Origin of the sequence: Alcaligenes sp. SMD-FA (assembly GCF_025960365.1) — a bacterium.
Taxonomy (GTDB): Bacteria; Pseudomonadota; Gammaproteobacteria; order Burkholderiales; family Burkholderiaceae_B; genus Alcaligenes; species Alcaligenes aquatilis.
Map to the genome: position 1 here is coordinate 2,303,139 of NZ_CP110108.1, position 21,435 is coordinate 2,324,573.

Consider the following 21,435-nt stretch of genomic DNA (forward strand, 5'->3'; position numbering starts at 1 on the left):
CTTTACTGATTTCCAGTCATCAATGACTAGGGCATTACTCATGCATAATCGGTCAGTAAAGCACGTGGCCTGGAGGAATAAACAGGCTGCTAAAAACCGGAAGAATCAAGCATCGCTAAAGAACGGTAGCTTGCTCCCCCCCTTGTCTTACTTTCGATTGGATACGCCATGAGTACACTTCGCCTTCCCTACGACACCCTGTCTCCCAAAGCCTATCAAGGTCTGCTGCAAACAAAGCTGGCATTGGACAAAAGCAGCCTAGGTAAAGAGCTGATTGAGCTGGTGAACCTGCGAATTTCACAAATCAATGGCTGCTCCTTCTGCCTGGAGATGCACGCCTCATCCCTACGCAGCTCGGGCGTGGCCAATGCCAAGATAGACAGCCTGGCAGGCTGGCGCGTTAGCACGCACTTTAACGAACGCGAACGTGCGGCCCTGGAATGGACGGAATCGGTGGTGGATATCGCCCACACCCATGCCGCGGACGAGCACTTCGAGCCATTAAAAGCCCATTTCAGTGAGGCAGAGATCTCAGACCTGACTTTTGCGATTGCCTTGATGAGCGCCTTCAATCGTCTCGCCATCAGCATGCGCAGGTAAACGCGAGGAATGATTCTGCAACGGCAAGAAGCAAGATACCTACGCCACAACCCGCTTCAGTCCATCGGTGCCCGATAAATATCGCTGCACTACATCGAACTTGAACCGCTCGTCGTACTTCGCCATGTCATAACCCCCGAAAGTTGGAGTAATGTCCAAGCTTCGGGGGTCAATTCAGGGGCGGCTCCCCAGTCTGCAGGAATGCGTTTACTTCAAATCGGCCTTCAGGGTTTCCAGGGCCGCTACAGCGCACGCTTCGTCCAGGTGGCCGCCAGGCGCACCGCCCACGCCGACGGCGCCTATCGTGTCATTGCCGACCTTGACCGGCACGCCGCCGCCCAGCAGCAAAAAACCCTGGATATCACCCAGATTGGCGGCGCCAGCATTTTTCTGCGAACCCTCCAGCATGGCACTGGTCAAGCTACGGGCCGAAGCGGACGTATAGGCCTTGTCGATACTGGCATTGACCGTATGCGAACCGGCCTGATCAGCGCGTTGGAACGCACGCAGCACGCCGGCACGGTCAACCACCGCCGCCGCCACGTTGTAGCCTTTGGCCGAACATTGCTTGACGGTTTCGGCAGCCAGACGATTAGCCAGATCCAGGGAGATGTTTTTTTCGGTCAGCACACCCTGGGCCTGGGCGGCACCAGCGGCGAACAACAAAGCCATCAAAAGGGAAGAGCGCAACATAGCAGTAATCTCCATTTATCAGTTCCGACAACATTGTCGGCATGGAAAAACTATACTTGCGCCGCCCGCACGGGACTATTCGGACGCTTACCCTCGCCTCTACGTAGTTTTACGGAGAGGCACTCACCAAGCTGGCGTAATACCGAATCAGGTGGGCCAGGTTATCGACCTGCAGTTTGGCAAACAGGTTGGCGCGATGCGTTTCAACCGTACGGGGCGACAGCGACAGCGCCCGACCTATCTCCTTATTGGTCAGGCCCTCGACAATCAGCGCCAGCACCTCGCGTTCGCGTTCGGACAAGCTGGTGTAGCGCTCACGCGCCCATTGATCGGCCGCAAGGCGCTCACGGCGGCGCACGTGCTGGCGCACAGCTTGCTGTACCGCGTCCAGCAGAACATCGTCACCGACCGGTTTTTCCAGGAACTCGACGGCGCCCACCTTGAAGGCGCGCCTGCACATGTCTACCGTGCCGTGCCCGGTCAACAGAATGATGGGCTGGTCCACGCCTTGTTCGACCAAAGTATCGAGCAAGGTCAGTCCGCTGATGCCAGGCATGCGCACATCAAGAATCAAGGCCCCGATAGACTGCCGATCGAAAGACTCCAGAAACTGCTGCGGATCCGCCCAGGTCTGCACCCGCAGCCCTACCGTGCCGATCAGCAAGGCCAGACTTTGACGCACGGCGGCGTCATCGTCCAGCAGATGGATCAAGGGCGATAAGCTGGGGCCATTTTCGGTCGGGTTCATGATGATTCTTCGTCCACTCGTTGCAGTTCCAGCGCAAACACGGCCCCTCCCATGGGATCGTTGAACGCTGTCAAACCACCGCCCATGGCCTGAGCCAGGGACTCACTCAGGCTCAAGCCCAGGCCCAGGCCGTCGGAGCGCGTCGTAAAAAAGGGCTCGAACACGCGATCCAGATGCTGCGGGTCGATTCCCGGGCCGTTGTCACGCACGGTCAAGACCACGTGCCCTTGTCGCGGCAGCACCTCGATCCAGATACGCGGATGACTGATCTGGGCGGCGCCCAAGGCGGATACGGCATTATTGAGCAGATTATGAATTATCTGTCCCAGCGCCACGGGCTCGCCGACCACATCGACATCATGTGGAGGAAGACGTTTCTCCAGGGTAATGCCATGCCGTTCCAACTCCGGCATCAGCAAGTGCACAGACTCCTCCAGCACCTGGGTCAAGGACAACGGGTAGCACTGATCAGCCAGCCCGCTTTCACGCAGGCTGTGCCGCAGACGCGTCAGCACGCTGGCCGCCCGCCTGATCTGCTCCACCGAATGTGCCATGGCCTCACGCGCAGGCTCCAGGTCGGGGGGGTCTTCCTGCAGCAGGCGCAGACTGGCTTGGGTATTAGCCAATACGGAGGTCAAAGGCTGGTTCAATTCATGCGCCAGACCCGCGGCCATTTCGCCGAGCGAATTCAAGCGGCCCACCTGCCCGATACGCAGCAGCTCCTGCGCGCGCAAGGTCTGCTCACGTTGCTTGCGCACATAGATGATCAGCGCCACCAGCAAGGCGCTGGCCAGCGCGAACAGCGCCACTTGCCCCCAAGGCAGGTCGGCATAGCTCACGACACGACGCGTGTGCAATTGAAAACGCTGGCTGGGGGAGGCCAAGGTCTTGCCAGACTGAAACACCACAGGCCCGGCATGGTCCAACCCCGGACTGATCACCCATTGTTGATCCTGCCACTCCAGCACCACGCGCACCGGGCTGCCATTACGCCGGAAAGGCCATTCGTCCCAGGCGATGGCGGCATTCAAGTCCAGTAGCACGGCAAAGCTGGCCGGGTGCGCCGCCGCCAGCAGGACATACCGCCCCTGTGCCAGTCGCACGTCCGTTAATACGGCGCGCTCGGTCTTCAAGGACTGCAACTGCGCCTGCTGCCACTGAGGATTGGCCCACGCGATATCGCTCTCTTCGCGATAGATCGCCATGACCTGGGGAAACATGGCTTCCAGCGCTCCCAGACGTTCAATGCGCTGCACAGGCGGCTGCAACAGAGCCAGCATCTGCAAAATGGCGTCATGCTGGGCAAGACGCTGACCCAGCAGCCGGTAGGCAATATTGCTTTGCACCGTGAATGCCTCCTGTTGCCGCGACAGTTCAGCGCGCGTCAACACGGTGGCACCGGCCAAGGACAGGCCGAGCCAGATCAAAAAACCATACAGAAAGGTACGATGGCGCGATCTCATGGATGCATTTTGAGGATGGGAAGCAATTAGGTAAATAGGCCAACTGGTTGATAAAACCAGGGTTTCCTATATTAAACAATGCCCCTGTCCCGCACCGTTGCGAGCGGTGAGCTCTGGATCCGCAAGGCCGGCGGCAGCTTCTGCGAACGCACGTGTCAAGGACCGACGGCCAAGGGCAGGCCTGCACTGCAAAAACCTAAGGTCAGCCCAATTTTTGCAAGATAATCGATACGGAATAAAGTAAGCCTGCTTAAATCTATCCGGAGTCTATAAGGGGACATCTGTTCCCGCTCCATGATGAGAGCGACGCTTGGCAATCCTCAAAAAAGCCTCATCAAGGGCATTCTTCATTTCAAATTCGACTTCAAAAAATCAGCCTTTCACGGCTTAGCCGCCTGCTGATACAAAGGCATGACCCGCTCCGAGATTGCCTGTAAATCTGCAATCCGGGTTGAAGAAGCCGGATGGGTAGACAAAAATTCCGGCTGACTTCTACCCTGCTCCAAGGCTCCCATTTTCTGCCACAAAGTCACTGCCGCACGCGGGTCGTAGCCTGCTCGCGCAGCCAGCTCAACACCAATCAAATCCGCTTCGGACTCATGGGTGCGACTATTGGGCAACTCAAACATCACTTCGCTAAGCGTACCGCCCAGATCATTCACCGCTTGCACGCCGGTCAGGGCGGACAGGACAGTCAAGCCAAAGGAGGTCGCCATTTTCTGGGAAACCTGCTCACGCGAATGCTCGCGCAAGGCGTGGGCCATTTCATGGCCAATGACGGCTGCCAGTTCCGCGTCCGTGGGTTGAATCCGTTTGATCAAACCACTGAAAACCGCCATCTTGCCACCCGGCATGCACCAGGCATTAACCTCGTCCTCATTGATGACGTGAACTTCCCAGTTCCAGGAGCGGGCGTCCGCCCGGAAAACACCGACTTGGCCAATCAGACGTTGGGCAATGGTTTTGACCCGACGAGTCTGGGACGCGTTCGTATCCAACGCCTTTTTCTGCCGCGCCTGAGACAGCACCTGAGCATAATTCTGGGCGGCCACCTGATTCAGCTCGGCTTCGGACACCAGATTGGAAATGAACTGTTTACGCTCGACCCCCACCGCCCCGCTTTGCGTGGTCTGCACCGAGGCGCAGCCCGTCATGGCCAGTATCAAACCGGCTGCCAAAAAGCGTTTTCCTGTCGCCATACCTTTCATGCTCAGCTCCAAAAAACAAATCTGACAAGAAGATGAAGTGCTAGGCCCCTGCGCAAACCCTCAGGCTCAGACACCGCACTGCGAGCGATGACGCAGGCAATGATCCATCAGCACAATCGCCAACAGGGCTTCGGCAATCGGTGTAGCACGAATGCCCACACAAGGATCGTGGCGACCCAGTGTCTGCACCTCGACCGCTTCGCCCGCACGGTTCACGGAAGGACGCAGGGTGCGAATGCTGGCGGTCGGCTTGATCGCCAGGGAAACCGTCACGGCTTGCCCGGACGAAATACCGCCCAGCACACCACCGGCCTGATTGGTCTTGAAACCGTCCGGATACAGCGCGTCACCGTGCTCCGAGCCTTTTTGCGTGATGCAATCAAAGCCAGCGCCAATCGACACACCTTTGACGGCATTCAACCCCATCATGGCGTGGGCGATATCGGCATCCAGACGGTCGTAAATAGGCTCGCCCCAACCGGCAGGTACGCCTTCGGCCACCACTTCAATACGGGCGCCAATGGATTCACCTTCTTTGCGCAGCTCATCCATATAGGCTTCCAGCTGCGGCACCACGTCCAGATCCGGCGCGTAAAAAGGGTTTTGCTCGACCACATCCCAGCTTTTAAAAGGAATCGCGATGGGACCCAGTTGGCTCATATAGCCGCGAATCTTTACGCCAACGTGCTCGGCTAGCCATTTCTTGGCAATCGCACCGGCTGCGACGGTAGGTGCAGTCAGACGGGCCGAGGAACGACCACCGCCGCGCGGGTCACGGTTCTCGAACTTCTTCCAGTAGGTGTAATCGGCGTGTCCGGGGCGAAAGGTGTCCAGCAAATTGCCGTAATCCTTACTGCGTGCATCGGAATTACGAATCAGCAGGCTAATGGGCGTGCCCGTTGTACGGCCTTCGTAAATGCCGGACAGGATTTCCACCTGATCAGGCTCGCGGCGCTGAGTCACGTGGCGCGAGGTGCCAGGACGGCGGCGATCCAGTTCAAACTGAATATCCTGTTCAGACAGCTCCAGGCCCGGAGGGCAGCCATCAATCACTGCGCCAATCGCTGGACCATGAGATTCGCCGTAATTCGTGACGCGGAAACTTTTACCTAGAGTATTGCCGGACATAGAGAGAGTGAACGCAAAGAAAGGGGGGGAAATAAAAGACAGGCACGATTATGGCATTGTTCCCGAATCCGGACATGTTCTGCATCGCACCGGGTTATTTTAGGAAGAGCAGCTGACTGCCAGCTCCGCACTGCCCTCAGGTGGCGGCATGGCATAAGCCTCAAAGCCGGCCCGCTCGGTGTAGGGATCGCGCAGCAACATCAGCAAGGTATCGATTTCGCTGGCATCGTCCTTAGCAGCGGCCTGAATGGCCTGCTCGGCCAAGTGATTACGCAGCACATACAAAGGATTGACGCGATTCATAGCCTCGCGCTGCTCTGGCGTGTCAGAGCCGTCCAGTGTCAGACGTTGGCTATAGGCTTGCCACCAAGCCTGAGCCTGATCTTCAGAACCTTCAAACAGGCTCAGGAAAGCCTCGGGCGCCTTGCTGGCCTGTGCCAGAGCACGGAAGGACAAGGTGAAATCCGCCCCGCTGTTATGCAGTAAGCGCCACCAATCATCGACCAGTTGGGCATCATCAGCCTGCCAGGTACGCAGGCCGAACTTGGCCTGCAAGTTGGCGTGATAGCGATTCAGAAAACTGGCTTCAAAGGTTTGCAGATGCGCTTTGACCGTTTCAACATCTGGCTCCAGCACCATCAAGGCGCTGGCCAGGCGGTACAAGTTCCAATGCACAACCGCAGGCTGCGCGTTCCAGGCATAACGGCCTTGGTTGTCGCTATGATTGCAGACGTGATTCACGCGGAATTGATCCATGAATCCGTACGGGCCGTAGTCAATGGTCAGGCCCAGAATGGACATATTGTCGGTATTCATGACGCCGTGACAAAAACCGACGGTTTGCCAGTCGGCCACCATCTGGGCGCTGCGGTGCGTGACTGCCTGCAAGAAACGGCAGACGCGCTCTTGCTCCGAATCGCCTTCGAGCAGCAGTTCCGGATAAAACTCTCGCAGCACGTAGTCCAGCAACTCACGCACACGCGTGGCGTCATTAGCCCAATGCTCGAACGAGCCAAACCGTACAAAGCTGGGGGCAACACGGGTCACAATCGCGCCCGTTTCCACGGTCTCCCGGTACACAGGCGTATCCGAGGTCACCAGGGCCAAGGCCCGGCTGGTGGCAATACCCAAACCGGCCATGGCTTCACTGGCCAGATATTCGCGCACACTGGAACGCAGCACGGCACGGCCATCGCCCATACGGGAGTACGGGGTTTTACCGGCACCCTTCAACTGCAATTCCTGCGGGCCCGTGGGCGTGTCGATTTGCCCCAGCAAATGTGCGCGGCCATCGCCCAATTGCCCAGCCCAGACACCGAACTGATGACCACTGTATACAGCCGACACCGTCAGGCCACCGGGCAAGGGAGCCTGGCCACTGACCACATCCAGGAACTCCTGCTCACCCAAACGGGAAACATCCAGGCCCAGTTGCGCCGCCAATTCTTTATTGACATGCAGCAAGCGGGCATTGGCCAAGGGTTGCGGCGGAACCGCCGTATGGAAAGCCGATGGCAGATCGGCAAAATGGTGACTGATGGCCAGGCCATCGAACAAGCTGGACATACAGACCCCCTTAGGCCGATTTGGCGGCTTTGGCAGCCTCGGCTTTTTCGGCCTTGCTACGCTGCTTGGCCGCTTTCTTGGCTGGCCAAAGATAGAAAATGGCGCAGAAATAATAAATCAGCGATAAGACAATTTCTGCCATCGCCCAGGGCAACACATCCGCCACCGGGTCAGACCAGGCACGCATGACCCCTTCTGCGAAATACAGCAGAATCATCATGGACGTCCATTGCAGGGTATACAAATTGCCCTTGAGCACGCTGCGCAGCGGCAGCACCAAAGGAATCACTTTCAGCACCAGCCAGGAGCCGCCGGGTTTCAAGGGCGCAAAATGAAGCTCCCAGGCCAGGCACAAAGCAATCAAGGCGACCAAAGCCAGGGCCGCCACTCGATGAAGTATGGGGTTTAAAGGTTCATGCATGCTGTTATTATCACCTGAACCCTGTCGAAAAGCAGCGTCCGCCGCATCAAACCGCTATGAAAAACGACGAGAACTTTCCTATGTCCTCTGAGCAAGCTGAACAAACAGACTTGAATCCAGAAAACATCGACCCTGCTTTGCGGCAGGAGCCCGCGCCCGCCCCCACTGCCAAGCACCATTTTTTAAGTGTGGCGCGCTTTGCCATCAAACGGGTGGCCGAAAAAGATCTGATGAAGGTGGCCTCCAGCCTGACCTACACCACCATTTTGGCCATTGTGCCCATGTTGACGGTGGTGCTGGCCCTGTTCACCGCTTTCCCCCTGTTTCAGGAATTTGAAAGTGCTCTGGAAGGGTTCTTGACCCGCAATCTGATGCCCGAGGTGGTATCAGAGAACATCATGCTGTATCTGAACCAATTTGCGGCCAAAGCCTCCGGCCTGACCGCAGTGGGTAGCTTGTTCCTGATTGTCACGTCCATCATGCTGATCATGACCATTGACGAGACCTTCAACAATATTTTCCAAGTTCATACGCAGCGCCCCCTGGGCCAGCGCCTGCTGGTGTACTGGGCCATTATCTCGCTAGGTCCGATTCTGACCGGTGCCAGCCTGTGGGCCACCACCATTCTGGCGCGGGAGTCCATGGGCTATATCGGCAACCTGTCTGGCATTGTCTCCTTTGCTCTGGCCTATGTGCCTTTCCTGTTTACGACCCTGGGTCTGACGGCGCTGTTCATGTATGTGCCCAACCGCCGCGTGTGGTGGCGTGATGCCCTGATCGGCGGGGTGGTCACTGCCGCCTTGCTGGAGTTGATGAAAGCCGGCTTTGCCTTTTACCTGACTCGCTTTCCCACCTACACGATTATTTACGGTGCCTTTGCCATCCTGCCGATCTTCCTGCTGTGGATTTATATCTCCTGGCTGATCGTCTTGCTAGGCGCTTCCATGGTGGCAATTTTGCCCGATTGGCGTGGACGTAACTGGGTCAAGACCAATGTGCCCGGCATCGCTTTTACCGATGCCGTCAACCTGCTCTATCAGTTGTGGCTGACCCGCCAGAACCAGCAAGGGCTTAGCGTACGTGAACTTAGCCACAAGCTGGAACGCGACCCGGACGAGCTGTACGTCATATTGTGCAAGCTCAAATCCATGGGGCTGATTGCTGACACCCAGCAAGACAGTGACGAGCAATGGGTGCTCAGTTGTGATTTGCGTCAAGTCAGCCTGAAACAACTGACCAACGCATTTTTGCTGGACCGCGCCCATACTCACGAGGGTCCGCTAGAATATGTATTCAATTATCTTTCTCAGTTTTTCGATCAGCGACTATCCAATCTGGAAGAACTGTTTGAGTCGCCGCAAGGCATTCTGACAGGACAACCAGCCATACTAAACGCCGATCCCGGTCAGGAGACCCAGTATGCTAAAAGTCAGTGAAATCCTGCGTGTCAAGGGAGACACGCTTTATACAGGCACCCCCGAAATGACCGTCGAAAAAGCGGTACAGAGCATGAGCGAGCTGGATATTGGTTCGCTGGTGATCATGGAACATGGTCAGTTGGTGGGTATGTTGACCTTTCGCGAGATCATTCGCCACTGGCACGCCCAGGGTAATAAAGCCCAGGGGTTTACCGTGCGCAGCATCATGGATGACGCCCCCGTCAGTGTGACCCCCAACACCAGCGCCGACGAAGTGCAGCGTCTGATGCTGAACAACCATGCACGCTACATGCCCGTAATGGATGGCCCGGTGCTGATGGGGGTTATTTCCTTCTTTGATATGGCACGCGCCATTGTTCACGCCCAACAGTTCGAGAACAATATGCTCAAAGCCTATATACGCGACTGGCCTACCGATTCCGAGCAGGCCAGCGCGCCCTGATCCACCGAGTCCAGCCGCCTTTACTGTCGGCGCTGCAATTGCTCCCAGGCCTGCGCAAGCAGGCCTGGGTCGTTTTTGGCCAGCCAGGTGTGATCCGACAAGGTACGACGCCACTGGCGTGCGCCCTTCTTGCCGTGCGGCCAGCCCAGCATGCTCTTGATCACAATGCGCAACGGAACACCGGCCTGAACATGATGCCGCGCATACGCAATCATCTGTTCGACGACCGAATCTTCATCCAGCAGTACATCCTCGGGCCACAGGCGACGATGAATCTCACTTAATATCGCAGGCGTATGCCAGGCGGCCCGGCCCAGCATCACACCATCGAACTGTTCTTCCAACGCGACCGCTTGATCAGGCTCCTGAATGCCGCCATTCAAGATGAACCGTGCATCAGAAAAGTCCTTTTTCAGTTGCATGGCCATGTCATAACGCAAAGGTGGAATCTCCCGGTTGTCCTTGGGCGACAAGCCTTTCAAAACCGCATTGCGGGCATGCACCGTAAAGACACGACAACCGGCCTCGAACAGCGTCCCCACAAAATCTCGCACAAAATCATAGGACTCGTTGTAATCCAGCCCCAGCCTGTGCTTGACGGTAACAGGTACAGACACCGCGTCCTGCATGGCTTTCACACAGTCAGCCACCAATTGCGGCTCGTTCATCAAACAGGCACCAAAAGCGCCTTTTTGTACTCGCTCCGAGGGACAGCCGCAGTTCAGATTAATTTCGTCATAGCCCCACTTTTCACCGGCCAGGGCACTGGTGACCAAGGCGTCCCGATCGCTGCCACCCAGTTGCAAGGCCACCGGATGCTCGGCCTGATCAAAATCCAGATGGCGCGCCTGATCGCCGTGCGTCAACGCGCCGGTGGTGATCATTTCCGTAAACAGCAAGGCGCGCGGCGCCAGCAGTCGATGAAAAAAGCGGCTGTGGCGGTCAGTCACGTCAATCATGGGCGCCACACTCAAACGCCACATCTGGCTGTCCGGCATCACAAAATTAGTCATAAACAGGGAGCAAAGAGCCTGATAGCAGGCTTGGTAAAAAGGGAAAACACCCATTTTAATGGTTTCAGCCGACCACAGGATGAAGATAAAGCGCGGTAAATCGTCGCAAGGCCCCAAAAAACCGGCGCACTAGTCTAAAATCGGCCGTTTGACCTACTCGCGCGCCTAATAGTGCGCCAACAACCGGACCCTTACTGAAAGCATGGCTGTTTTTACTTCCGTCAGCGAACTTGATGCCCGTGAACTACTGGAACACTACACACTTGGTGAGTTTGTGTCCTTACGAGGCATTACCGCCGGCATTGAAAACACCAATTACTTTCTGAGCACGACCCAGGGCGAGTACGTTCTGACTTTATTTGAAGTCCTGACGCTGGAACAGTTGCCTTTTTACATCGAGCTGATGCACCATCTGGCGGCCAAGGGCGTTCCGGTGCCAGAACCGATGACACGCCGCGATGGTAAACGCATCTGTGTCATGCACGGCAAACCTTGCTCGATTGTGACACGCTTGCGTGGCGGCTACGAGCCCGAGCCTACGGTGGAACACTGCCGGCAGATCGCCCGCACCCAGGCCCAGGCCCACTTGGCCGCTCAGGACTTCCCCCTGGAACAGCCCAATCTGCGTGGCTTGAGCTGGTGGAAAAGCACCGTACCCCAAGTCCTTCCCTTCCTGGATGCCAGCCAGTCCGAACTGATACAGACCGTTCTACAAGAACAAAGCAACTTTGCCGATAGCGATACCTATCGCTCCTTGCCGCAAGGCCCGGCCCACTGCGACCTGTTCCGCGACAACGTGCTGTTTGCCGGCACCTCGGACGCGCCCCAGATGGGCGGCATCATCGACTTTTACTTTGCCGGTTGCGACACCTGGCTGTTTGACGTGGCTGTGGCTGTTAACGACTGGTGCATTGACCGTCTGAGCGGTGCCTTGAACCAGGAAAAAGCCCAGGCCTGGCTGGAGTCCTACGCCCAGGTACGCCCCTTTACTGAAGCAGAGCACAGCGCCTGGCCGATATTGATTCAAGCTGCCGCGCTGCGCTTCTGGATCTCGCGCCTGTACGACTTTTATCTACCTCGCCCCGCTCAAACCCTCAAGCCGCACGACCCACGGCACTTTGAGCGTGTGTTGCGTCAGCGTCGCGACCATGCTGTACCGGCGCTCCCTCGATAAATACGGATACTGATATGCAAGCAGCCAAGCTCCCCTTTCTTTACGGGTGGTACTGGATTCAGGAAGGAATGCGCTTGTTCAAGCTGCAACCAGCCGCTCTGTTTTTCTGGAGCCTGATCACCTCTATCCTGATCAACCTAAGCAATATCTTTCCCATCGTAGGCCAAATGGTGCTGATCGTGCTGGTCCCGACCATGACCTTCATTATTCAGAATGCCTGTCGCCGCATTCATCAGGGGGAGGTCATCCGCCTAGGCATGTGGACCGAGCCCTTGAAACCCGCTCCTGTACGCAACCGCCTGATCAAGCTGGGCCTCATTTATCTGCTGGCCTGCCTGGTCGTGGGCTTTGTGGCGACCTTCCCCTTTGTGAATGAGCTATCGCAATTGATGGACAATAGCGATGCCACTCCACAGGAAGTCATGGCGGCCTTTCGCAAGCCTATTATTTTGTTCTTCGTGCTGTACCTGGGCCTGTCCGCCCTGTTCTGGCACGCTCCGGCTCTGGTAGGCTGGCATGCCATCCCGGTCAAGCAAGCCTTGTTCTTTTCCATGGTGGCTTGCTGGCGCAACAAAGCCGCCTTCCTGCTGTACGGCCTGTGCTGGGCGGCGGCCTTCTTCGCCATCCAAACCCTGGGCGGGCTGTTGCTGGGGGCCGGTTTGAGCCCAGGCACAGCCACCATGGTGCTGACACCTATCAACCTGACCATGGCCGCTATCCTGTACGCCAGCTTCTACCCGGCTTACCGCAGCGTATTTGGTGATCCGATGCGCGATACTGAGCAAGGCTAAGCCCAGTCCAACCATACCCCGCCCCCTGTTTGACGTATTTTCTGCAGGGCGGCGGCCCAAGGTGCAAACTGCTCCGGCCCGGACAGATAACCAAGCGGCGCTTCCAGGACCGATCTGGCCTTTCTATGCCACCGTACTGCTCCTGGCGATACTGCCGGACAAAACCTCAAAGGCTGATCACTTTCATCCAGAAAGCAGATATCCAGAGCCTGACGCATTCCCCATAAATGAACCGCTCTGCACGGTCGCAGCCACACGGCGGTTGCGAAACCCTTATGCTGTGGCAGTGCCTTCCAGCCGCGCCAACGGGCCCAGAACGTACTGGCATCAAATAAATACAGGGCTTGTCGCTGCGTCTGTTGCAGCGGCTGTTTGATCAATACTGATATGGACATCCCCTAGCCTCCCCCTGCCAGCCACGGGCCGAGCAGGCTCATCGCAATCACCAAGAATGTGCAGGGGAAAATACACACCACCAAAGGGGCCAGCAAATAAACGGGCAGCTTGAGGGCTCTTTGCTCGGCTTCCAGGTGCAAATGACTACGCAGCTTTTCTGCTTGAGAGCGTAGCAACAAGGCCAAGGACAATCCCGTGTCCTGCGCCAGCTCCAAAGACAAGGCCAACTCTTCCAGCTCTGCCTGCCTGAAGCTCAAAGCGACATTGCGCATCGCTTGTGGCAAGCGTCGTCCTGCCCGAACCTCGCCCTGTACCTTGTTCAAGCTGATCAGCAAACTGCCTTGTGGTAGGGCCTGCGTTGCACGCGCCCAGGCCTGCTGCAAGCCCAGCCCAGACTCGACAGCCAGCACCAGCAGATCCAGAAAGAAGGGCAAATCCCGGCGGCAACGGGAATGATGCTGACGCTGTAGTTTTCTTCCCCGTGAGATAGCTTGTAATACGCTCAGGAAAAAACCAATCACAGTCAGCCCTGCAAGCTCCATCAATGAAGCCCCCTGAGTCAACAAGAAAGCACTAACAAGGCTTGTGAGCAGTCCAGTCAAAGCCACACGTTTGCTTAAAAAGCCCCGTACCTCCTGGGCATACGAACCCCACAATCGCTCCGGCCACTCATGTACAAAAGGCAGGGATAGGCAGAGACTCAGAACTCTGGAAAACGGTGCCTCCCACGCCTGCCAAGCCGCCTGCCCCAAACTGCTGCCACCTTGCAGCAAAAGCAGATAACGACCGCGCCACGCCCACAACAATGCGATCAGGAACAAGGCCGCACTCAGGGCAGAGAGTATCCAGATCATTGCGAGCATACTCACCCCTCCCCTCGCAGAATCACTTGCATCCACCACAACCCCATCAGCAGCATGGCTACTAGCGCTCCCGCCACCCAAACGCCCAATGTGTTGAACCAGGCTTGCTCAAATGCTGTGGCATCCAGAAGGTATAAAGCTCCCGCCACAAAACCCGGCAAGCAGAACATGATTCGCGCCTGCAAACGGGCCTGAGCGGTCAAGGCAACAATCTTGTCCTCGATAGTCAAACGTGCCCGAATGGTTTGCGCCAGTATCTTCAAGCGTTCCCCTAACCCCGCCCCCGTACTCTGGCCCATCTGCAAGGCACTGACCAGCATGGCCAGTTCTGACACCGGCACTCGCTCCACGAGCTCCTGATACGAGTCCTTGGCACTCGCACCCAGGCGCTGCTGACGCAAGAGCAAACGCAACTCTTGCCCTAAGGGCGCAGGCAAAGATTGAGCCAACTGCTGCAAGGCCGCTTGCAAAGCCAAGCCTGCTTGCAGACTCAAGGCCAAAGACAGCACAAAGTCCGGCAGTTGTCGTCGTAGCGTCTCCAGGCGACGCCGTCCCATCCAGCGCAGAACCACTAAAGGCGTTACCGCAGCCAACAAGGTCACCATCGCTGCCAGCCAAAACGACGGTATCAGCCACCATGCGGCCAGAAAGATCAGAGGCAAACCAGCCCAGGCCACAAAAGCAAGATACTGGCTGCGTACGAACACAAAATGCGACTGCAAGCTCTGCTCGGACTGTTTAAGAAGTTGCTGTCTATAGCGCGTAGCAAGACGCTGCCCTGAACGCAGCAACACATAAGCCAAAGCGGTGGTAGCCAAGACAATCAACAAAATACTGAGCAATTTCATGCTTGCCCCTCTGATGGGGAGACATATTCAGACCTCAAGCCGCTGGCCGTAAAACCAAACTCCGGGCGGTAACTGTACAGAGTCTGCAATTGAATACGCTGCGCTTCTATACCGGTTACTTCCACAATCTCGTGAACTAAACGCTTGCCATCGGGCAAACGGCTCAGTTGCACAATAATGTGCAGCGCCCGCGCGATATGCTCCCGCACGACCAGCAAAGGCAAATCCAGGCCCGCCATCAAGACCATACCCTCCAGGCGCGACAAGGCATCACGTGGGGTGTTCGCATGCAAGGTCCCCATCGATCCTTCGTGGCCTGTATTCATGGCGGACAACATATCAAAGGCCTCCGCCCCCCGACACTCTCCGACCACAATCCGGTCTGGCCGCATGCGTAAGGCTTGTCGCAACAGGCTCCGTATATCCACCTGCCCCTGACCTTCTGCATTCGCAGGCCGTGACTCCAAAGCCACCCAATTACTGTGCTGTAACTGCAACTCGGCTGCATCTTCCAAGGTCACGATTCGCTCTCCCGAATCGATGCAGGTGCTGAGCACATTCAGCAAGGTGGTTTTACCTGTACCCGTTCCGCCTGAGACCAGAATATTGCAGCGCCGCTGCACCGCCTGTTGTAGAAAATAGGCCATCTCCGGAGACAAACTACCCGTCTGCAACAGATCCTCCAGCCCCAGGCGTCGTTTGGGAAATTTGCGTATGGTCACGCAGGTACCCTTGACCGCAATGGGCGACAGTACCGCATGGAAACGCGAGCCATCGGCCAATCGTCCATCCACTGCGGGCGAGCTGATATCCAGCCGTCTACCCAAGGGGGCCAGGATGCGGTCAATAATCGCCCGCAAGGCCGACTCACTGCTGAACACCAGAGGATGGGCTTGGAGCCGCCCCGCCTGCTCGACAAAAACTCGGTCGTAATGGTTGACCATGATCTCCGAGACCGAGGTATCTGCCAGCAAGGGCTCCAAAGGTCCCAAACCCACCGCCTCAGCGCAGACGCTGGCCTGCAGTCTGGCCTGTTCATGCTTGGGGACAGCACATTGGGCCTGGATCAAGCGACCTAGACAATCAAAGGCTTCCTGCTCCAGCTGCTTGTCGCTTACGCGAGACAAGTCCCGACGCTCCAGCTCCAAAGCACTCAACAAAGCTTGATGCAAGCGTTGCTGCTCTTGCCTGAATAGCTCACTGTCGGATACTGGGAGATCTGCTTGCCCGGAAGTGAAAAAGCCTTGCTCGCCTTGTGCGGTCAGTCGCGGCTCCTCCAATACAAAAGACGGTTGTTCCGGGGCTACCAATGGACTCTTCAAGCTCGAAACAGCCCCATCACTTCGTGATGGAACCTCCTGCCCAAAGCCCGTAATCCGCAGCTTGAACCCACCCAACACCAGCACATCGCCCAGGCGCAAGGGCCCGTCGTCATAAACCCGTTTGCCGTTTAGCTGCACCCCTGTCAAAGAGCCATGATCCTGGATGTACACTGCCCCTGCCCGCTGCAACAAACTGGCATGCTGCCGTGCGATACGCCAGGATGGCAGAACAACATCACAGGCAGGGTCACGCCCTATCAAGGCCGGCAAACTGACCGCACAAAGACGTGTCGCCCCCAACTCTGACTCAAGTTCAAGGTTCAACACGAAACACCTCACTATCGGGTTCTGCCCATTGCGACCAGGCTCCTTGTCCTGCCCCCTTTGGAGTGGCGCGCACAGGCGTGTTCAAGCGTGGAGCGTCAGGAAAAGTCTGGTCCAGCCACTGGGCAGCATTCGCCTGCCGAGCCAACAAATCCGGATGTTCTGCCGCCACCAATGTCGGGGTCACAAAGACCGCCAGTTCCGTCTCCTGCCGGGCAAAGCGTTCGGAACGAAACAAGGCACCCAGCACTGGCAAACTGGCCAGCCCCGGCAAGCGATCCACATGCCGGGACTCTTCACGTGAAATAAATCCTGCCAGCACCAAGGTCTGCCCGGAACGCACGTTGAACTCGGTTGAAGCTCGTCGGGTTTTCAACGACGGCCCGGCAGGTTGGGACAAGCTGGCATCCACAGAGCTGACTTCGACCTCAATCTGCGAGCGCACCAAGCCACCACGCTCGACCCTCGGCACGATACGCAGAGATACACCATAAGGCTTGAAGCTGGTCTTGCTGTTTCCCTTGTCATCCGTGGTGGTGTAAGGCAGCTCGCCCCCAGCCAGAAACTCGGCTTGCGAACCACTACGCGCCAGAAGCTGCGGCTGCGCCAGAACCACCGCATGCCCTTCCTGCGCCATGGCTTGAACGCGAGCAGACATCAAGGCGCCAATGCCAAAGAACGCCGCCCCCTGCTTGGCAGGGAATGCCAAAGGCAGGACCGCTTCACCCGGCCTATCCAGAAACTGATGGGTGGCCGCATCCCAGGCACCTCCCATACTCAAACCACCCTGTGAGCTGCCATCCCAGCGCACGCCCAGCTCCCGCAGGCTGTTGCGCGGCACCTCGACCACCTGAACGTCCAACAAGACCATTGGCTCCCAACCGTCCTGCTGCGTAAAATCCAGTAATTGAGGGTGCTCCTGGCTTAACGCCTGAATGCGTTGCTTGTCCTGATCGCTTAAGCCCTCTCCTTCCAGCACCAGCTTTCCGCCCAATTCGCTGACACGTAGCTCGGGGATGCGCTCTAGCAAACTTCGTAGCTCCGCCAAGGTTTGTCTCTGGTTTTCGGGTGACACCTCAACGTGGTAGGACTGACTTTGCCCGGAATGGGACCACACTTGCACCACAGTGCTCCCGGTCTTGCGCGCAAACAAAATAAGCTCGCCCGATTCTGTAGTGACGGCGTGAACAATGTCACCGTCCCCCACCGCTACCCGCTCAACCTGTGTGTCGGGCAGCACCATCAACTCACCCACTTGCAGCCCCAAGCCCTGAGCCTGACTTTGCAGGCTTGCGCCAAACAGGGCTCCGAACAACAAGCTCACAACTGCCCACCTGGGCCCATAGCGATTTCTATTCATGGTGCTGCCCCACAGAAAAACTGTCCGGCATATCCAGCCAACCCAGGCGCTCCACCTCAGCCTGCTGCCCAAGTTGCCCTGCCGGTTTGTTGCCGTACAAAACCTGCACAGGCTGTTTGGGCCTTGCACCCGGCCCCAGCCCCAGAATATCGGCCAGCTCACCGCGCACGGCAGCCTGATGGGGCGTGTGATCATCCGGATTGCGCAGCAAGGCACTGATACGTCCATGTTGTCTGGCCGCCAGCAACTTCAAGGCATCGTCCGGACCCACATCCAAGGTCAAGGTGTTGTAGGCATCCTTATCCAATCGGGCCGTGGCCGAACCTTCACCCGACTTTTGTCCTGTTGCCAAAACAAGAACAGACTGCAACAACGGCGCCGTAACCCGCCGTTGCCTGTCATCAAAGCTGACATAGATATCAATCAAGTCTCCCGGTCGAATCAAACCCGACACCGAACTGATCGCATCCACCGGTACAGTCAATGCACGCCTGCCAGATAACAGTTGCTGTGAAAACGGGCTACTGACTTCCTGCACGTGCGCCTTACTGATCAAGTCACCTGCTCGCAAAGGCTGGCTCAGCACTTGCCCTACTAGATTCTCAAACTGCGCCACATCCCAACTATCACTAGGCACCAGTTCTGCAGGAAAGGCACGGGCGGCCAGATGCTCCGCTTGCAGCACGGTCCCCGCCGCCAGGCCGGACGCGGCCACCACCCGATCCAACTGGACACGATGCGCCGCCTGTCGCAACGCTTTTTCCTGCCGGTCCAGATAACGACTACTGGTCCCGGCTGCCATCAAACCAGCCAACAAGGCCAAGAGGCCAAACCCTGCGCTGGGATGACGACATAGCCACAAGAACTTTGCTCGCATCATGAGACCTCCTTTTCACAGGCACGGCAGATCAAGAGCAAGTAATCTTGCTGCTCATGCTCCAGTTCCATCACATCCAGCTCGGCTGGACCTTTGCGCCAGTAACGCTCACCCGCCTGCGCTCCCCAATCTTTGCGACGCAAGTCGGCTTGCCATCCAGGTTCGGCCACCAGCAGCCAGCTTTGCACTTGCCCTGGCTGTTCGTGCTGCCACAAGACAGCACCGCCAATGGGTGGTGCTGCAGACAAAAGAGGTGGCGGGGCAAACGCCTGAGCGTTTTCAGAAACACTTAACAAACCCGACAAGACGGGGGTTTGTATATCCTCCAGCCACAAAACGCAGTTCTTGCCCTGTTTGGCACGCAGGAACACCCATTGCCCCTCCGTTCTGATTGCTCCGTAATGCACACCACAGAATGGCTCTAGATGAGAAGCCAAGGTCTGCGCATCCAGGCTAGTTTTCAGCCCCCAGCTATACACGGGCCCAACAGCAGTCTGTGCCGCCTGCATTTGATCCCACTGAATTCGGGGATCCTGTATAGGCCCCGTCAAAGCCTGCGTTTTGGCCGGCACAGGGCTGAACATCAACAAAAACAGCAAGAGCAAGGCAAGCAGTTGTCTCATGGCTGCTCCTTGGGGCCATGCTCCGGCACGTAGTCCTGCCACCGACTCAACCAGTCCACATCAGCTTGCGCTCGTCCCCAAGCCGCGTCCATAGGCCCTGCATGTCGTATCGTTTCTCTGGCAGCGGGTCTGCTCGATCCCACTGCCTCACCCCAAGCAGTCGTACTGTTTTCCAAACGCTGACGAGTCTGCTGTGTACTGGCCGCCTGCCCCGCAGCCGCCCACAAGTGAGATTGGCGCTGCAATTGCGTCTTGGTCATCGACGCCTCCAGCCAGCGCGGCCACGGAATGGAAACGCGCGACTGTGCCGTCCAAAATCCGCTACGCAGACTCAAAAGCTCCCATTGCAGGGACTGGGCTGTCGCTATCGGGGATGCCAAAAATCGGGCAGGTGCCGTCTCGTGAGCAGGACTGCTTCCAACTGAAACCGGCTTGCCATGAGCGTCATGCATAAACAGGCTCAAATGCGTGCTTTGCTGCATTTGCTGCAAGCGATACTGCTGCTGCATCAGCCAACGCCCCGCCATCACCATCAAGCCCAACACCACACCCAGCAAACAAGCCTCGATCAGCGCCATCCCTTTTTGTCGCTTACTCATGATTGGCGCCCCCCTGGATCCATCAACCGTGCCTGCCAGAAAGGCAGGAACAGACTGGGATTGGGGCTCACCCCAGAATCTGCGCTATCCGGTGGCCAGGAGAAAAACGATTGAGCCGCCGCCCGTGTATGAACGATCTGACCCAAATGGCCTTGGGCCTGCAAGGTCAGCACCAGATCGGGGCCAGCGCTGTGCTCTGAATCTGACAAAGCGTACCCATCTACCCACGGCCTTTGACTCCAGGGCCTGGCATCGCGTCGTGCCCAGGATTGCGCCACCGTATTGCCTTGAGCAGATAGCAAAGAGCCATTGCCCTGCTCCAGCGCCCACTTCCAGAAGCTCTGCCCAGAAAAGTCATCCGGTGCATCAATCCCGGACGCATGCGCAGGTGTTTGCAAGGCCCACGCCATGGCATATTCCCGGAAGTAACAGCCTATCCAACGGTTGGAACGCACCATATGCATGGATTGCGTATCGTTGGAATGCCAGCGACCCGAACGATCAAATTCGGTACGACCTGCGCGACGCAAACGATGCCGCCACAAGGGACAACGCCGATCCACACCGGGATAAGAGCGAGCCTCGTAATCCCGAGGGGCCAGAAAGCCATACAAGGACACCAAATGCGTCAAACCCGGCTGCCACTGTGTTTGCCCGGATTGTGGTGACAGGAACTGCGGCCAATCGTCCTTCTCAAGCTGCCAGCGAATTGCTTGGGCGGGCCAGTCTGGCAAGCTGCCATCCAAGGTCGCCTGAATAATGGCCTGTCGGCGCTGCGGCAAACCCGCTACCAACTGCTGTTGGGCCTGCGCCAGAACTTGATGAATCAAACGCTGATGGGCTTGAAAAGCCTGTTCCAAGGCCTGCTGATTGTCCCCGGCAGAACGCGCCTGGGTATACGCCAGGCCATGAGCAGGGCCAAACATCATGGCGACTAAATGCGCAGGTGGATTCGCCCGACGCGCTTGCCCGGACTGGGTCTGCGCCGCCCTGTCCCAGGTTGCCAAGGTCAATAAATGCCCCAAAGCCAGTTGATGCCCCAACTGCGCCCGGTTGATATAAGACAGCAGATTCAAGGTACGCGCCTGCTCGGTGGCGGCACCATAGGCCGCCGCATCCAGCACCAAGGACAAGCGCCCTTGCTGCTCGGCAATCTGGTTCACATGAAAGTAGCCGCCCCAGGCGATAGACAGGAGCGCCAGCGCGATCAGCCCCCAGGCCAGCGCCGCCCCCTCCTGTGGATAGTCGGGCTGCCTCATTGCGCATTGCCCGTAAAAGATTTCAGGCTCTTGGCGCTGCCTTGAGCGGCCGCAGCAGAAGCGGCTGATTGCGCTTGTTGTGTCTGCTCGGAGCCATCCTCGCCCGCCAATTCCTTGGCCATGGCCGCAGTCTGGTTGCGAATCACCTGACCAAAGGACTGGTACACCGCAATGGCCGCCACAGCGACCAAAGCCACAATAATTAAATACTCGACCATACCCTGGCCGCGCTGCCGCCTGATGAACTGTCTCATTGGAATCTCCCAAAAGTCAGTTCA

The 21,435-nt window shown here is 57.4% G+C and carries 22 protein-coding genes; 5 read left to right on the forward strand and 17 right to left on the reverse strand.

All coding sequences use genetic code 11. The annotated features are described in order from the left end of the window. The first annotated feature begins 168 nt into the window (after positions 1 to 168). Positions 169 to 600 carry a carboxymuconolactone decarboxylase family protein gene (locus OKX01_RS10640; RefSeq protein WP_108727574.1) on the forward strand — a complete coding sequence of 144 codons (432 nt, stop codon included), beginning with the start codon at positions 169 to 171 and terminating at the stop codon, positions 598 to 600. 207 nt (positions 601 to 807) lie between these two features. Here the strand turns inward: OKX01_RS10640 and OKX01_RS10645 are convergent, their stop codons facing one another. The 7 genes from OKX01_RS10645 to OKX01_RS10675 form a co-directional block, all read right to left on the reverse strand. After that, positions 808 to 1,308 carry a GlcG/HbpS family heme-binding protein gene (locus tag OKX01_RS10645; protein WP_264671723.1) on the reverse strand — a complete coding sequence of 167 codons (501 nt, stop codon included), beginning with the start codon at positions 1,306 to 1,308 and terminating at the stop codon, positions 808 to 810. Between the two features lie 94 nt (positions 1,309 to 1,402). Beyond that, complete coding sequence (locus OKX01_RS10650) at positions 1,403 to 2,041, reverse strand: response regulator transcription factor (RefSeq protein ID WP_094196932.1); 639 nt, start codon at positions 2,039 to 2,041, stop codon at positions 1,403 to 1,405. Further along, complete coding sequence (locus OKX01_RS10655) at positions 2,038 to 3,504, reverse strand: sensor histidine kinase (RefSeq protein WP_264671724.1); 1,467 nt, start codon at positions 3,502 to 3,504, stop codon at positions 2,038 to 2,040. Before OKX01_RS10655 ends, OKX01_RS10650 begins: the two co-directional genes overlap by 4 nt. 380 nt (positions 3,505 to 3,884) lie before the next feature. Then, complete coding sequence (locus tag OKX01_RS10660) at positions 3,885 to 4,712, reverse strand: M48 family metallopeptidase (RefSeq protein ID WP_094196934.1); 828 nt, start codon at positions 4,710 to 4,712, stop codon at positions 3,885 to 3,887. A 66-nt stretch (positions 4,713 to 4,778) separates the two neighbouring features. Next, the gene (gene aroC / locus OKX01_RS10665; RefSeq protein WP_094196935.1) at positions 4,779 to 5,840 is read right to left on the reverse strand and encodes a chorismate synthase; all 1,062 of its coding nucleotides are present in this window, start codon (positions 5,838 to 5,840) and stop codon (positions 4,779 to 4,781) included. Positions 5,841 to 5,939: 99 nt separating this feature from the next. Further along, positions 5,940 to 7,406 carry a protein adenylyltransferase SelO gene (locus OKX01_RS10670; protein WP_108727577.1) on the reverse strand — a complete coding sequence of 489 codons (1,467 nt, stop codon included), beginning with the start codon at positions 7,404 to 7,406 and terminating at the stop codon, positions 5,940 to 5,942. A 10-nt stretch (positions 7,407 to 7,416) separates the two neighbouring features. Continuing rightward, positions 7,417 to 7,827, reverse strand: a complete 411-nt coding sequence (locus OKX01_RS10675; RefSeq protein WP_094196937.1) for a DUF2069 domain-containing protein — start codon at positions 7,825 to 7,827, stop codon at positions 7,417 to 7,419. 80 nt (positions 7,828 to 7,907) lie between these two features. Between OKX01_RS10675 and OKX01_RS10680 the strand changes: the two genes are divergently transcribed. Together OKX01_RS10680 and OKX01_RS10685 are read left to right on the forward strand one after the other, a co-directional pair. Beyond that, complete coding sequence (locus OKX01_RS10680) at positions 7,908 to 9,263, forward strand: YihY family inner membrane protein (RefSeq protein WP_230017934.1); 1,356 nt, start codon at positions 7,908 to 7,910, stop codon at positions 9,261 to 9,263. After that, on the forward strand, positions 9,247 to 9,708 hold the full coding sequence (locus OKX01_RS10685; protein WP_094196939.1) for a CBS domain-containing protein: 462 nt from the start codon (positions 9,247 to 9,249) through the stop codon (positions 9,706 to 9,708). The genes OKX01_RS10680 and OKX01_RS10685 overlap by 17 nt, the downstream gene beginning before the upstream one ends. A gap of 20 nt (positions 9,709 to 9,728) precedes the next feature. Here OKX01_RS10685 and dusA read toward each other — a convergent pair whose 3' ends face one another. Next, positions 9,729 to 10,721, reverse strand: a complete 993-nt coding sequence (gene dusA / locus OKX01_RS10690) for a tRNA dihydrouridine(20/20a) synthase DusA (RefSeq protein WP_230017932.1) — start codon at positions 10,719 to 10,721, stop codon at positions 9,729 to 9,731. A 202-nt stretch (positions 10,722 to 10,923) separates the two neighbouring features. Here dusA and OKX01_RS10695 point away from each other — a divergent pair, with 202 nt between their 5' ends. Together OKX01_RS10695 and OKX01_RS10700 are read left to right on the forward strand one after the other, a co-directional pair. Next, positions 10,924 to 11,895: a homoserine kinase gene (locus OKX01_RS10695; RefSeq protein ID WP_094196940.1), complete on the forward strand. Its 972-nt coding sequence runs from the start codon at positions 10,924 to 10,926 to the stop codon at positions 11,893 to 11,895. A gap of 14 nt (positions 11,896 to 11,909) precedes the next feature. Beyond that, on the forward strand, positions 11,910 to 12,686 hold the full coding sequence (locus OKX01_RS10700) for a BPSS1780 family membrane protein (RefSeq protein WP_230017928.1): 777 nt from the start codon (positions 11,910 to 11,912) through the stop codon (positions 12,684 to 12,686). Between the two features lie 398 nt (positions 12,687 to 13,084). On the opposite strand, the gene OKX01_RS10705 is transcribed toward OKX01_RS10700, so the two are convergent. Genes OKX01_RS10705 through OKX01_RS10745 form a run of 9 tightly spaced genes read right to left on the reverse strand, consistent with a single transcriptional unit; the run spans position 13,085 to position 21,411 of the window. After that, entirely contained in the window at positions 13,085 to 13,945 is an 861-nt protein-coding gene (locus OKX01_RS10705; RefSeq protein WP_230017925.1) for a type II secretion system F family protein, read from the reverse strand. Positions 13,946 to 13,947: 2 nt separating this feature from the next. Beyond that, positions 13,948 to 14,793, reverse strand: a complete 846-nt coding sequence (locus OKX01_RS10710) for a type II secretion system F family protein (RefSeq protein WP_094196944.1) — start codon at positions 14,791 to 14,793, stop codon at positions 13,948 to 13,950. After that, the gene (locus OKX01_RS10715; protein WP_264671725.1) at positions 14,790 to 16,439 is read right to left on the reverse strand and encodes an ATPase, T2SS/T4P/T4SS family; all 1,650 of its coding nucleotides are present in this window, start codon (positions 16,437 to 16,439) and stop codon (positions 14,790 to 14,792) included. Before OKX01_RS10715 ends, OKX01_RS10710 begins: the two co-directional genes overlap by 4 nt. Then, the gene (locus OKX01_RS10720) at positions 16,429 to 17,799 is read right to left on the reverse strand and encodes a type II and III secretion system protein family protein (RefSeq protein ID WP_413544450.1); all 1,371 of its coding nucleotides are present in this window, start codon (positions 17,797 to 17,799) and stop codon (positions 16,429 to 16,431) included. Before OKX01_RS10720 ends, OKX01_RS10715 begins: the two co-directional genes overlap by 11 nt. Next, complete coding sequence (cpaB, locus tag OKX01_RS10725; RefSeq protein ID WP_264671726.1) at positions 17,792 to 18,679, reverse strand: Flp pilus assembly protein CpaB; 888 nt, start codon at positions 18,677 to 18,679, stop codon at positions 17,792 to 17,794. Before cpaB ends, OKX01_RS10720 begins: the two co-directional genes overlap by 8 nt. Then, complete coding sequence (locus OKX01_RS10730) at positions 18,676 to 19,299, reverse strand: hypothetical protein (protein ID WP_121739024.1); 624 nt, start codon at positions 19,297 to 19,299, stop codon at positions 18,676 to 18,678. The genes cpaB and OKX01_RS10730 overlap by 4 nt, the downstream gene beginning before the upstream one ends. Then, entirely contained in the window at positions 19,296 to 19,898 is a 603-nt protein-coding gene (locus tag OKX01_RS10735) for a pilus assembly protein TadE (protein WP_264671727.1), read from the reverse strand. The genes OKX01_RS10730 and OKX01_RS10735 overlap by 4 nt, the downstream gene beginning before the upstream one ends. After that, positions 19,895 to 21,157, reverse strand: coding sequence for a hypothetical protein (locus tag OKX01_RS10740; RefSeq protein WP_264671728.1), 1,263 nt, complete (start codon positions 21,155 to 21,157; stop codon positions 19,895 to 19,897). The genes OKX01_RS10735 and OKX01_RS10740 overlap by 4 nt, the downstream gene beginning before the upstream one ends. Further along, positions 21,154 to 21,411, reverse strand: a complete 258-nt coding sequence (locus OKX01_RS10745) for a hypothetical protein (protein ID WP_009462197.1) — start codon at positions 21,409 to 21,411, stop codon at positions 21,154 to 21,156. Before OKX01_RS10745 ends, OKX01_RS10740 begins: the two co-directional genes overlap by 4 nt. Positions 21,412 to 21,435: the final 24 nt, after the last annotated feature.

Coding starts and splice junctions, on each gene's coding strand:
- OKX01_RS10640 (WP_108727574.1), top strand. CDS start 169: ATGAGTACACTTCGCCTTCCCTACGACACCCTGTCTCCCAAAGCCTAT.
- OKX01_RS10645 (WP_264671723.1), bottom strand. CDS start 1,308: ATGGAGATTACTGCTATGTTGCGCTCTTCCCTTTTGATGGCTTTGTTG.
- OKX01_RS10650 (WP_094196932.1), bottom strand. CDS start 2,041: ATGAACCCGACCGAAAATGGCCCCAGCTTATCGCCCTTGATCCATCTG.
- OKX01_RS10655 (WP_264671724.1), bottom strand. CDS start 3,504: ATGAGATCGCGCCATCGTACCTTTCTGTATGGTTTTTTGATCTGGCTC.
- OKX01_RS10660 (WP_094196934.1), bottom strand. CDS start 4,712: ATGAAAGGTATGGCGACAGGAAAACGCTTTTTGGCAGCCGGTTTGATA.
- aroC (WP_094196935.1), bottom strand. CDS start 5,840: ATGTCCGGCAATACTCTAGGTAAAAGTTTCCGCGTCACGAATTACGGC.
- OKX01_RS10670 (WP_108727577.1), bottom strand. CDS start 7,406: ATGTCCAGCTTGTTCGATGGCCTGGCCATCAGTCACCATTTTGCCGAT.
- OKX01_RS10675 (WP_094196937.1), bottom strand. CDS start 7,827: ATGCATGAACCTTTAAACCCCATACTTCATCGAGTGGCGGCCCTGGCT.
- OKX01_RS10680 (WP_230017934.1), top strand. CDS start 7,908: ATGTCCTCTGAGCAAGCTGAACAAACAGACTTGAATCCAGAAAACATC.
- OKX01_RS10685 (WP_094196939.1), top strand. CDS start 9,247: ATGCTAAAAGTCAGTGAAATCCTGCGTGTCAAGGGAGACACGCTTTAT.
- dusA (WP_230017932.1), bottom strand. CDS start 10,721: ATGACTAATTTTGTGATGCCGGACAGCCAGATGTGGCGTTTGAGTGTG.
- OKX01_RS10695 (WP_094196940.1), top strand. CDS start 10,924: ATGGCTGTTTTTACTTCCGTCAGCGAACTTGATGCCCGTGAACTACTG.
- OKX01_RS10700 (WP_230017928.1), top strand. CDS start 11,910: ATGCAAGCAGCCAAGCTCCCCTTTCTTTACGGGTGGTACTGGATTCAG.
- OKX01_RS10705 (WP_230017925.1), bottom strand. CDS start 13,945: ATGCTCGCAATGATCTGGATACTCTCTGCCCTGAGTGCGGCCTTGTTC.
- OKX01_RS10710 (WP_094196944.1), bottom strand. CDS start 14,793: ATGAAATTGCTCAGTATTTTGTTGATTGTCTTGGCTACCACCGCTTTG.
- OKX01_RS10720 (WP_413544450.1), bottom strand. CDS start 17,799: ATGAATAGAAATCGCTATGGGCCCAGGTGGGCAGTTGTGAGCTTGTTG.
- cpaB (WP_264671726.1), bottom strand. CDS start 18,679: ATGATGCGAGCAAAGTTCTTGTGGCTATGTCGTCATCCCAGCGCAGGG.
- OKX01_RS10730 (WP_121739024.1), bottom strand. CDS start 19,299: ATGAGACAACTGCTTGCCTTGCTCTTGCTGTTTTTGTTGATGTTCAGC.
- OKX01_RS10735 (WP_264671727.1), bottom strand. CDS start 19,898: ATGAGTAAGCGACAAAAAGGGATGGCGCTGATCGAGGCTTGTTTGCTG.
- OKX01_RS10740 (WP_264671728.1), bottom strand. CDS start 21,157: ATGAGGCAGCCCGACTATCCACAGGAGGGGGCGGCGCTGGCCTGGGGG.
- OKX01_RS10745 (WP_009462197.1), bottom strand. CDS start 21,411: ATGAGACAGTTCATCAGGCGGCAGCGCGGCCAGGGTATGGTCGAGTAT.